Origin of the sequence: Hydrogenimonas sp. (genome assembly GCF_029932565.1) — a bacterium.
GTDB lineage: Bacteria > Campylobacterota > Campylobacteria > Campylobacterales > Hydrogenimonadaceae > Hydrogenimonas.
This window is the reverse complement of sequence record NZ_JAOZPV010000059.1, coordinates 1-11,218: the sequence shown is the minus strand read 5'-3', so window position 1 is coordinate 11,218 and position 11,218 is coordinate 1. Positions and strand designations below refer to the sequence as shown.

12 protein-coding genes are annotated in these 11,218 nt (G+C 53.1%); 8 read left to right on the top strand and 4 right to left on the bottom strand.

Going from position 1 to position 11,218, the window contains the following annotated elements; translation table 11 throughout:
- The 4 genes from Q1K24_RS07455 to Q1K24_RS07445 all read left to right on the top strand — a co-directional run.
- A partial coding sequence (locus Q1K24_RS07455) for a thermonuclease family protein (RefSeq protein WP_300368255.1) occupies window positions 1-518 on the top strand: 518 nt, incomplete at its 5' end.
- Window positions 519-590: 72 nt separating this feature from the next.
- On the top strand, window positions 591-1,184 hold the full coding sequence (locus Q1K24_RS07450) for a cytochrome b/b6 domain-containing protein (protein WP_300368252.1): 594 nt from the start codon (window positions 591-593) through the stop codon (window positions 1,182-1,184).
- Window positions 1,181-1,357, top strand: a complete 177-nt coding sequence (locus tag Q1K24_RS09775; protein WP_366903742.1) for a CPXCG motif-containing cysteine-rich protein — start codon at window positions 1,181-1,183, stop codon at window positions 1,355-1,357. The genes Q1K24_RS07450 and Q1K24_RS09775 overlap by 4 nt, the downstream gene beginning before the upstream one ends.
- A gap of 9 nt (window positions 1,358-1,366) precedes the next feature.
- Entirely contained in the window at window positions 1,367-2,764 is a 1,398-nt protein-coding gene (locus tag Q1K24_RS07445) for a DUF4139 domain-containing protein (RefSeq protein ID WP_300368249.1), read from the top strand.
- Here Q1K24_RS07445 and Q1K24_RS07440 read toward each other — a convergent pair.
- Window positions 2,758-3,627 carry a DMT family transporter gene (locus Q1K24_RS07440; RefSeq protein WP_300368246.1) on the bottom strand — a complete coding sequence of 290 codons (870 nt, stop codon included), beginning with the start codon at window positions 3,625-3,627 and terminating at the stop codon, window positions 2,758-2,760. The genes Q1K24_RS07445 and Q1K24_RS07440 overlap by 7 nt on opposite strands.
- Window positions 3,628-3,674: 47 nt before the next feature.
- Between Q1K24_RS07440 and Q1K24_RS07435 the strand changes: the two genes are divergently transcribed.
- Window positions 3,675-4,196, top strand: coding sequence for a cob(I)yrinic acid a,c-diamide adenosyltransferase (locus tag Q1K24_RS07435; RefSeq protein ID WP_300368243.1), 522 nt, complete (start codon window positions 3,675-3,677; stop codon window positions 4,194-4,196).
- A gap of 94 nt (window positions 4,197-4,290) precedes the next feature.
- Window positions 4,291-4,911 (top strand): hypothetical protein, encoded by a 621-nt coding sequence (locus Q1K24_RS07430; protein WP_300368240.1) that lies wholly within the window; start codon window positions 4,291-4,293, stop codon window positions 4,909-4,911.
- Window positions 4,912-5,045: 134 nt separating this feature from the next.
- Here Q1K24_RS07430 and Q1K24_RS07425 read toward each other — a convergent pair whose 3' ends face one another.
- On the bottom strand, window positions 5,046-5,261 hold the full coding sequence (locus Q1K24_RS07425) for a hypothetical protein (protein WP_300368237.1): 216 nt from the start codon (window positions 5,259-5,261) through the stop codon (window positions 5,046-5,048).
- A 160-nt stretch (window positions 5,262-5,421) separates the two neighbouring features.
- On the opposite strand from Q1K24_RS07425, the gene Q1K24_RS07420 reads away from it, so the two are divergent.
- Window positions 5,422-7,425, top strand: a complete 2,004-nt coding sequence (locus Q1K24_RS07420; RefSeq protein WP_300368234.1) for a thioredoxin domain-containing protein — start codon at window positions 5,422-5,424, stop codon at window positions 7,423-7,425.
- A gap of 15 nt (window positions 7,426-7,440) precedes the next feature.
- On the opposite strand, the gene Q1K24_RS07415 is transcribed toward Q1K24_RS07420, so the two are convergent.
- Both Q1K24_RS07415 and Q1K24_RS07410 read right to left on the bottom strand, forming a co-directional pair.
- Window positions 7,441-9,423 (bottom strand): methyl-accepting chemotaxis protein, encoded by a 1,983-nt coding sequence (locus tag Q1K24_RS07415; RefSeq protein WP_300368231.1) that lies wholly within the window; start codon window positions 9,421-9,423, stop codon window positions 7,441-7,443.
- Window positions 9,423-9,590 carry a hypothetical protein gene (locus Q1K24_RS07410; RefSeq protein ID WP_300368227.1) on the bottom strand — a complete coding sequence of 56 codons (168 nt, stop codon included), beginning with the start codon at window positions 9,588-9,590 and terminating at the stop codon, window positions 9,423-9,425. The genes Q1K24_RS07415 and Q1K24_RS07410 overlap by 1 nt, the downstream gene beginning before the upstream one ends.
- 118 nt (window positions 9,591-9,708) lie before the next feature.
- Here Q1K24_RS07410 and Q1K24_RS07405 point away from each other — a divergent pair, with 118 nt between their 5' ends.
- On the top strand, window positions 9,709-11,004 hold the full coding sequence (locus tag Q1K24_RS07405) for a M20/M25/M40 family metallo-hydrolase (RefSeq protein WP_300368224.1): 1,296 nt from the start codon (window positions 9,709-9,711) through the stop codon (window positions 11,002-11,004).
- Window positions 11,005-11,218 lie beyond the last annotated feature (214 nt).

The following is an 11,218-nucleotide window of genomic DNA, read 5'->3' as shown; positions in this document are numbered from 1 at the left end:
GGATCGCATATGAAACCAGGGCCAAAAATGAGGCCGATGTCAAAGATCGGATAGAAAACTTGCCGCTCGTGAAAGTCGAGCGCGTCATCGACGGTGATACGGTTGTCGTCGTCAAGGAGTGGCATAGAATAAAAATAAGGCTGGATTCTATCGATTGTCCGGAAGATGGCCAGCATTGGGGCGATACTGCAACGTATGGTCTTATCAAATTGATCGGAGGGCGGATGGTGCGGATTGAAGAGCATGGTGTCGACCATTACGGAAGAACGCTGGCTACGATATATGTTCAGCATACATATGGCGAATGGATGAATGTAAACGAGAGAATGGTCACCCTGGGACACGCATGGGTTATGCGCAGGTTTTATGACCATCTACCGAAAGCGAGAAAAGAGAAACTCAACCACCTGGAGAGATGGGCCAGATCGAAGAAGGCAGGGTTGTGGAAAAGAGCAAATCCGACTCCACCATGGAGGTGGCGAAGTAAAATATGCGGTTCCACAAAATTAATGTCCTGACCCTATTGCGTATGATAGAATGAAATAAGATAAAACGGTAATATTGTTGTCTCAAAGGAAAGGAAAATAGTCATGCAACGAACAAAATTTGCCACGCTTTTCAGACTCTGGCACTGGCTGATGGCCTTTTCGGTTTTCGGGCTGCTCTTTACGGTGCTGCTGCGGGAGACCTTTCTGAACAAAAAGGAAGTTGCTGCGATTTTGACGGAGAAGCTGGCGACGTTCGGTGTCACGTTGAGCTCCGAGCAGGCGATCACTGTGGCGAAGGCGATCCGGGCGCCGATGTGGGAGTGGCACTACATTTTCGCGATCGTTCTGGGGCTGTCGATCGCACTCCGCATCTATCTGATGGCGACGAAAGAGGCACAGATGCCGCTGCTGAAACTTCTGCAGGCCGAAGGAATGCAGGAGAAGATGAAAACGGGTGTCCACCTGCTGCTCTGCCTGACGATCGCCCTGCTGACGCTGACGGGGGCCTTCTACTATTTCAAGGGGGCGCTCGGTTTCGAGAAGGAGACGGTGCACTGGGTGAAAGAGGTGCACGAGTTCCTGCTGCAACCGCTGCTGCTTTTCGTTACGCTGCACATCGTCGGCGTGATTCGGCACGAGATGACGACGAAAGAGGCGATCGTTTCACGAATGATTCACGGGGATGAGGTACAATAGCCAATGATAGTGCCTGTCTCTGGTGTTGGCAGCGGATCTCCATTCTGGCCGACGGTGGTCTGCAACGGTCTGAGGAGATCGAGGATTGTGAAGTCCGCTGCAATCCCATCGGGTTCGATGTACGCATCGAAGAGGGCAGGGGCGTGACATTTACCGCCGTAAAGGCGCAGTGAGGAGTTTTCATGAAACACATTCTACCGATGGTGGCAGTGGCCGGAATTTGCCTGTCGCTTCAGGCAGCGACATTCGAACTGTATCGTGACGGCGCGGTCTACACCTACAAACCTGCAGGTACTTTTGTCGGATTCGTTCCGAAACAGAGCCGGGCCGAATGCGGGGATCGGACGCTTTCCATCGTCTCCTCGACGGAGTGTCCCAAGGAGAGCCGACTATGTCGCGAAAAGGCGACGATCGAGCGATGGTCTCTCGACAGTGCCTATGCCCAGCGGCGAATGACCTATATCGATGCGCTGATGAAGCGTGCCGAAGTGAAGATCGCCGATCCGAAGGCGGTGCTGGCGATGGCGGAGAAGGCGGCACAGAATTACGCGACGATGCAGAAGCGAAAGGAGATGGCCGACAAAGAGGTGAAGTGGCGCAGGGAGGCCTTTTCGAAACAGGCTCCCTCTTTGGAGCCGCAGCATCTTGCCAAAGCGTGCGACGGTAACGTAAAACTGATTCTGCCGGGCCGATTTATCTCTTTCGACATGCTCTACATTGCCGATATCTCCGATGAAAAAAAGGTCGGCATCACCCAGCGGATCGAGCTTCGCAACCGCAGCGGCATCGATATCGAAGCCGAGAGGGCGACACTCTATTATCAACCGATGAACCGGTATCTCCGGCCGATCCGTTTTTCGCCATGGATCGTTCACGACAGGGCAGTCCCCAAAGCCGGCATGATGCGTAAAATGGCGATGCCTGCAGCCTCGGAAAATCTCGCCGCCGATATCGCCTACGCAGCGGTGGAGACCGAAAACCCCAGACATTACAGGATCAAAGAGTTGAAACTCCCATCGAATGGCGAGAAGGTCGACATATCCGTGGGCTCCTGGCGTGTCGATGCGGAGCGTGAAGAGAGGGTTTACCCATACCGCGATCTGCGGGTTTACCATGTCGTTCGCTTCCAGCCAAACGTGCCCGTAGAGACGAACCGATGGCGTATTCTGGAGAGTGGCAAGGTGGTCGCTTCCAATGTTTCGGGTGAATACCGGAACGGACGCTATACGCTCTTCGTCTCCGTCGATGAGGATGTGGTGGTGCAGAGAGAGAAGATGGTTCTGAAGGAGAAAGAGAGTTTTTTTGGAGGCACCGTCAGGAAAAAGGATGGGTATGTCATTCGTCTCGTCAACCAGTCGAATGAGACGAAGCGTCTGAAAATCGTCGACCGGATTCCGGTGGCGGTCCGCAGCGATGTGGAGGTAAAACTCCTGAGTGTCCGGTGCGATCAGACGATCGAAAAGAGGCTTCTGGAAAAAGGGCGGCTCGAAATGGACGTGTCAATGCCGCCGAAATCCCATGCCGAGGTGCGGGTGCTTTTCGAAGTGAGTTACGACAAAGAGAAACCGATCGTCTACTGAGGATGCGGCCGTGTAATGAGAAGGCCGCCCAGTAGGATGAAGGGCACGCCGAGCATCTGCCGGGGTGTCGGTACCTCCTGCAAAAAAAGATAGGCGAAGATCATCGTAAAGAGCGGTATCAACGCCGTCATGGCACTCAGCTTCGTAATGGAGATTCGGTGCAGCGCTTCGACCCAGAGGATTTTGGCGACCCCCATGACAAGCAGGCCGCTGGCGAGAATCCACGGCAATGCTTTGTAGAGTTTTTCGAGTGTTGGCTCCGGTTCGAAAAGGTGGGCGAAAAGGAGCAGAAGAGGAAGGGCGAAGAGGTACCGGAACAGCAGAATCGTTTCGCTGGGCACATAGAGCCGCGCCCGCTGTTGGTAGTAGTTGGCGATGGGTGCGATGGCAGCAGCCAGGAGAATGAGGGCGTCCCCGATATTGAGTCCGCCGAACTCCTCCGGATAGAGAACGATCAGCGCGCCGATCCCCATCAGCAACGCCCCGAACGTATGAACGGGAACCATCTTCTCGTGTCCCAGGACATTGAAATAGAGATAGGCGAAAAAGAGCTGCAGAAAGATGATGAGCGACATATTGCCGGCTGTCGTATAGCGCAGCCCGATATAGATGAAAAGAAAGAGAAGGGTGATAAAGAGAGCGGTCAGCAGAAGGTCTTTCCGCGCATCCTTGTCGAGAAGTCTGCCGAGCGTTCCATGCTTCCATGCGAGAATGAGGAAGAAGAGGATCGCGACGACGATGGCATAGGCATAGGTGTGGATGGCTCCGACATAGGCGATGGCCCAGATCGTCAATATGGGAAACCAGCTCTCCAGGATGCCCAGCAAAAACGCGTAGAATTCGCCTTCCCGCTCTTTCGTCAAACCTCTTCCTTTCTGGGAATTGTAGCGAAATAGGATAAAATGACGCTATGCGAAACGGACAGATACAGCTCTATACGGGCGACGGCAAGGGAAAAACGACAGCGGCTGCCGGACTGGCGCTGAGAGCACTCGGAAACGGTTTCCGCGTTCTTTTCGTCCAGTTCATGAAGAGTATGCCCAGCGGCGAAATCGATATGCTGAAACGGTGCGGTGGGGAAAATATTGCGATATTGCGCGAGTGGGACGACAGTTTCATCATCGAAAAACCGAGCGATGGACAGATCGCGATGTGCCGCGATCTGTGGTCGAAGATGGCGAAGCGTCTCGAGACTTTGCGACCCGACCTTCTGGTCCTCGACGAGGTGGCTGTGGCGATAGATTACGGCTTGCTTGACGAAAAAAGAGTGCTCGATTTTCTGAAAAGCAAACCGGATAGCCTGGAGCTCGTGATGACCGGGCAGAACGCCTCGCAGGCACTGATAGAGGCCAGCGATCTGGTGACCGACATGCGAAAGGTCAAACACTACTACGACGAGGGTGTCATGGCGAGGAAAGGGATCGAGTATTGAAACGGGTCATTGGTCATTGGTCATTGCTCATTGGGTTCCATTTCCATTCCAAAAATCCATTTCCCGTTTCCCGTTTCCCGTTCACTCGCCGAAGGTGGAAGCCTTGAAAATCGTTCCCCGCTGGTACATACGCTACAAGGGTGTCAACTCCTTTTTTATGGGACTGACGGTGGGGGCGATCTTTACGATCTATGCCGTGCTCGATCCCTCGATCTTTTCACTGGGGGGTGTTCTTTTGGCAATCGGTATGCTGGTCGTGGCGAAATATTATGAAAAAATTCTCAATCTCCGGACGTTTTTCAAGATCTCTCTTTTCGTGGAGCTGGTGATGCTGGTTCTCGTGCTCTGGTATCTCGTGCTGCCCTATGGCATCACGACGGCCCTCTTCATTTATGCGGGATATCAGCTCACCTTCATGTTCGGTTCCTATCTCGTCCGGGCCGAAACGCTCTTTCTGAACCGCAAGCAGATTCTATCGTGGCTCGATATGGCGAAACAGGCGGGGTATCTGGCTGGGATGCTGGTGTCGTGGCTCTTTTACAAAGCACTGATCTGGATATGGGGTATCGAAGAGCACACCAGGCAGGTTTACCATCTGCACTGGATCCTGCTGGTCACCGAGCTGGTCATTATCTGGCTGTTGTTGAAGTCATTTCAAACAAGGAAGAGGCGCTCTGATGTTGCAATTTTTGCAACATCATCCCGAAAGCGATAGCTTTCGTAGCTTCAGGGGGGTGCAGGGGTGAGAGCCATCTGCGGACGACACCTGTATGTCGTTCGTAGGCTCGGAACCGAAGGCGATGTGTGCAACACCGCCGCAGGCAGTCCCCGCCAAACAATGGGTTTCGCTCATTGTTTGCGTGACTTGGATCGAAAAAGATCGAAAAACGAGCATCCTGACGGGCCACATCGCCCTTTGTGTTTCAGAATGGCTTTGACATTGTTCTGCAGCAGCCAGATGAAAAAAATGGCGATGGCGGAGTAGAGAAGGGCAAAAGACCAGTCGTTTTGCATGAAAGCCTGGACAGAGAGGAGTAAAAAGACGATGGTGAGTATCAGGCACATGAGAAATATCCTTGGGTCATTGGCCGCTGCGCGGCGGTCATTTCGCTTCGCTGTCATTATGGGTCATTTTCGCTATGATTTCCCAATCGCCGGGTGCGAAGCACCCAAATGACCCTTAATGACCAAAAGAGCTTTGCTTTTTTAAAATGACGGAAAAAAAATGACACGCTATTTTATCTTATCTTTACTTTTTTCACTTCTGTTGGGCGCTGCCAAGTTTCCTGCTAACCATCTCGAAGGCGAAAACTCGCCTTACCTGCGGCAGCACCTGCACAATCCCGTCGACTGGTATCCGTGGGGTGAGGAGGCGTTCGAAAAAGCGAAACGTGAGCACAAGCCCATCTTTCTCTCCATCGGGTACAGCACCTGCCACTGGTGCCATGTGATGGCGCACGAGAGTTTCGAAAATCCGGAGATTGCCGAACTGATCAACCGCTGGTTCGTTCCCGTCAAGGTGGACAGGGAGGAGATGCCCCATCTGGACAGATATTTCCAGCGCATCTATCGGCTGCTGCATCACCGGGGCGGAGGGTGGCCTCTGACGATCTTTCTGACCGAAGAGAGGAGAGCCTTCTTCGCTGCCACCTACATACCTCCTGTCGACTCCTACGGTGTGCAGGGGCTTGAGACGGTCGTGCCCTATTACGGAAAGCTCTATCGGTTCGACCGGCAGGGGATCGAACGGCGGGCCGATGCAATCGGGAAACTGATGGAGACGGCCGGGACGCTGCCGCCGAAACGGCTGCCATCCGATCTGAAAATCGCCGACAGGGCGGTAGAGCGGATGTGGGTGTACTACGACAAACGTTACAAGGGGTGGGGCGCCCGACCGAAATTTCCCGAGAGTTCAAGAATTCGGCTGCTGCTCGATATCTACCGTATGAATGGAAACGATAAGGCGAAGAGCATGGCCCTCGAGACGCTCGATGCGATGCAGCGGAGCGGTCTCTACGATCAGATCGACGGTGCCTTCTTCCGCTACTGTGTCGACAGGGCATGGACGATGCCGCACTTCGAAAAGATGCTCTACACCAACGCCGAACTGATACCGATCTATGTCGAGGCCTGGAAACTCACCGGCAACGGCCGTTTCCGCGATGTGGTTCGCGAGACGGTGCGGGAAGTCGACCGGCGTTTTCGTACAAACGAGGGACTCTATATGAGTGCCAGTGACGCCGACAGCGACCATCAGGAAGGGGGATATTTCATCTATCGCTACGAGGATGCATTGGAAGCACTGACGGATGCCGGTTTTAGCCGTAGGGAAGCGATCGAAAATCTCCATTATCTCGATATCCGGGACGAGGGCAACTTCGATACCGAATTTTCGCATCCCAGGCGTCCGGCGCACAAACCGCCGGCCGGTTTCAAAAAGGCGCGTGCCATACTCAAATTGATGCGGAAAAATCGTACCTATCCTTTTATCGATCGAAAAATCATCACGGCATGGAACGGGATGATGATCCGTGCTCTCTTTGCCGCATCCGAAACCGCCGGGACATATCTGGCACGTGCGGAAGACTCCTATGCAGCCCTGAAGCGAACGATGATGCGCGGCGACGGGAGACTCTTTCACCAGGTGCTGTGGGGTGGAAAACCAACGCAGCCGGGGATGCTCGAAGATTACACCTTCATGATCGATGCCGCTCTGGCAGGCTACCAGGCGACACTGAAGCCGCTCTATCTGAAAGATGCCGTGCGCTGGACCGATCTGGCGATCGATACGTTCTATCTCGGCAATGGCCGCTGGCTGCTCGCCGACGAGGAGCCGAGGAGCGAATCCGATATGGATGACAGCTACTATACCTCCCCCATGTCGAAAATGCTCAACAATCTTCTCGACCTGGCACTCCTGGAGAGTGATCTTCGTTACGATGGTATCGTGAAAACGACGCTCGAAGCGAACGGGCTTCTTCTGGAGAAAGCTCCCGATGCCTGGCCCGAGGCTCTGCGTGCATTTTTGCGCAGAACCCGCGGCATCGTCGGAATCAAATCGAGCCGCAACGAATTGTTGCGGGCAAAGCATGCCGTGGGGTCGATCGATTATCCGTTTCTGCTGTTGAAAGCGGAGAAAATGGAAGGGTTCGTGGCTTGCGACATGCGAAGCTGTTTTGCGTTTGGCAGTGATCTGAAGAAGGTGGAAGAGGTAGTCGAAAAGCGCTGATGCCCGGGATGGGCATCAGACTTTGAACTGGCTGATCTGACGGAGCACTTCGTCGGCGAGCTGACCGATTCGTTTGACGTTGTCGTCGCTGCTGAAAATACTCTCTTTGTTGGTTTCGGAGAGCTGTTTGATTTCGGTCATCTTGTCGATGAACGCCTCCATGATCTCTGCCGCTTCGTCGATCGCTTTGGCGGTGCTTTCGACGCTGTGAACCGCTTCGGTCATCTTTTCCGAAACGGTGCCGATCTCCTGTTCCACCTGCGAAGCGTCCTGGGTGAGGCGGTTGACGTTTTCGATATTGTTGTTCATCGCCTGGCTGCTGTCCATGATCGCCTGCACGATGATGTTGATTGTGGCGTTGATGTCGGCGAGGCTTTTCTGGGTCCGTTCGGCCAGTTTCCGCACTTCGTCCGCGACGACGGCGAATCCTCGGCCGTGTTCGCCGGCCCGCGCCGCTTCGATGGCGGCGTTGAGCGCCAGCAGGTTGGTCTGGTCGGCGATGTCGGAGATGACGGTGAGCACCTCCTTGACCTGTTCCGCGTCGTGGCTGAGCTGCTGCAGGCGTTCGGCCAGTTCGTTTTCGACGACGGCGTTGTTTTCGATCTGGGCGATCGTGTTCTGAACGAGGCCGATCGTCTCCTCCAGGCTGCGGTTCGCTTCGAGCATGTTCTCTTTCGTCGAGGAGGCCTCTTCGTTGCTCGCGAGCAGTTTGGTTTTCAGTCTTGAAGCCTCTTCGGCTCCCTCTTCGACAATATGGGCTTCCGACTGAATATTTGTTGTAATGGCATTGAATGTCCGATCGAGAGTGCCGGAGACCCGTTTGTTTTCGTTTGCACTCTGCTGCGCGTGGGTTGCGAAATCGTGCAGAGCTTTCAGGAAGTCGCGGAGCGCACCCCGGATGCTGCCGAATTCGTCATTTTCGTAAATGCGTATCTCTGTCGTCAGATCTTTGGTTTCGGCGATGTTCGTGATGAGTGTTTTGAGCGAATTGAGGCGTTTTTCGAGATCCTGAACCGAAAGCCCCGCCACGACCAGCATGATCAGGATGACGACGATGCCGATGATCGTGTCGATGATGGCCGTGTCATGGAAGCTGTCGAGATCTTTTTCGATTTGCCCGGCGATCTGATCGTCTATTTTCTTCAAAACGTTGATTTTTCGGGTGATCGTGTCGAACCACTGTTCGGCGTCGACATTGAAACCGCCGGTCGCCGCCATTTTGATGGCGACATCACGCAGTTCCTGCACCTGACCGAACGAGGGATGGCGAATCGCCTTGTTGTAGAGTGCGACCATCGAAGCGGGTGCGAAGGCGAGGAAGTCGTCCATGTAGGCATTCTGTTCGGCGATCAGTGTAATGAATTTCATATACATGCCCGGTGCGAATTTGTTTGCGCCGAATGTGGCGCTCAACACCGCCCGTTCGATGCCGGCACGCTCTTTCGATTTCAGAAACGATGTATAGGCTACCAGATCTTTGGTGATCAGTTCGTCGGGCGAAAGTTTGGAGGATGTCGCGACGATGTTGAGCATTTTGGCGTTCATGTTCGTATAGAACCCGACCACTCTTTTCAGAGGAAGTGCGAGTGCCGAAACTTTTTGTCGGATTGCAGGCAGTGTGTCGAGATCGCGATTGAGTGCATCGACTTTCTCTTTCAGCTCCTGTGGAAATCTTGAGAGATCGATGTCGGCCAGTGTCTTTTTGTATTCGCGGATGCGTACATCGGTCAGTTTCCGCTGCTCCGGCAGCTTTGTAACGAATTTTTTCCCTTTGCTGCCTGTAAACCCGGCACTCGCACCACGCTCTTTCTGCGTTTCATGGACCAGACGGCTCAGACTTTCGCTCAGATGGACCAGCTCTTTGACCCGATCGACCTTTTCGCTGAATTCGAAATGTTTTTTCAGTTCGCTTCCGGTGAAGTAGAAAAGTGCGAGAATCGGTAAAACGATCAAAAGAATCATCTTTCCTTTGATCGTCAGGCGTGACAGAGGATTCATCATTCTCCTTTGGGTTTCAAATCATCATAATCCACCAGGTTTTCGTCGCACTCGCAATGATAGATGCCTTCCGCATCGTAATATTCCACACAATCTCGGTATTTCCGTGTGCCAATACCGTCATCATTGAAGTAGACGCATCCCTGCAGTGTAAGCAATATCGGCACAAAAATAATCCACTTTATAGCTTTCATAGGCATATTCTACTCATTTGACACTTAAAATTATAAGTTTGAATTTTATAATATTAAAATATAATGAAAAAGAAACAACAAGGCGAAACAAATGGATAAAAAAGGCGTCATAGAGATTTTTGAAACGTTGATTCACATTCCGCACTGCAGTTCCAAAACGTCGCAGATGCGTCGTTATCTGGCCGAGTTTGCCCAATCATGCGGTTATCGGGTGGAAATCGATGCCGTAGGGAATGTGATGGCGTACGGAGAGGGAAGCCGTGTGACACTGCAGTCCCATTACGATATGGTCTGTATCGGCAAAGCACCCGATATCGAACCGGTTGCAGAAGGCGGCTGGATGTATGCCAGAGAGAGCTCTCTGGGTGCCGACAACGGAATGGGTATGGCCATGATGCTTCAGATGATGCAGCGGGGTGCCCCAATCGACGCACTCTTTACCAACGACGAAGAGATCGGACTCATCGGTGCCGGCGCGTTGGAACTTCCGATCCGTACACCCAATCTTCTGAATCTCGACAGCGAAGAGCTCGGAAAAGTCTATATCGGGTGTGCCGGCGGGGAGGATATCCATGCGAAAAGAGCGGTAAAGTCGAAAAAGATCGAGGAAAATGGGGTCTGGTATCGACTTCATGCCACAGCACCCGGCGGCCACTCGGGTGTCAACATCGCCGACGGCATTCCCAATGCCATTTCGGAGTTGTGCCGGTATATCTATGACCATGCCGGGATGGAAGTGGCGTGGATGGAGGGGGGTGAGCGTATCAATGCGATACCTCGCAGCGCAAAGGCTCTGGTATGGGTGCCGGCGGGTATGTCACCGATGGGACGAAACGGTATAGCCGTCGAATCCGCATCCGGGAATGGAGAGATGCTCGTCGCGGAAGGAAGAGAGCTCGTAAAGGCGCTGTTCGGTTTTGCCCATGGAGTCAGGGAGTGGAATCGCGATCTGAATCTGCCGCAAGACAGTATCAACCTGGCGATTGTAAAAATGGATGGGAATGAGTGCAATATTTCACTCTCCGCACGTTCGATGGACAACGATGATCTGGCACGTCTGGTGAAACAGAGTGTTGCAGGGTGGGAAGCGTACGGATTCGTCTGCCGAACGGAGGGGAAATACCCGGCATGGAAACCGGAGGTTAATCCATTCAGTGAAACGGTTTTGAAAGAGTACAGAAACGTGGTGCCGGAAGTTTCCTATGCAGCCATCCATGCCGGGCTCGAGTGTGCGCTTTTTGCCGATCGTTTTCCGGACCTGCATATCGCTTCGATCGGTCCCACCATTCTCGACCCCCATTCGGACAGGGAACGGGTCGATCTCGATTCCGTTGAAAAGATAATGAAAGTCGTAGACGCCGTCATCGCCGATTTATCGTCGATTTAATGTAACCATGCTACAATCGAAATATATTAATCTATGAGGAGATAAGCGATGAAAGTTGGAGATATCGTCATCGTAGCCGATCTCGGCGAAATGAAAATCTACAAAGCGGAACCGCGCGACCTGGAAGCAGAAGCGGGTCTGAAACCCGACAATGTCAAACTCGATCTGATCGATGCGAAAGATTATGTTGTCTCACACTGGAAAGTCAACGACA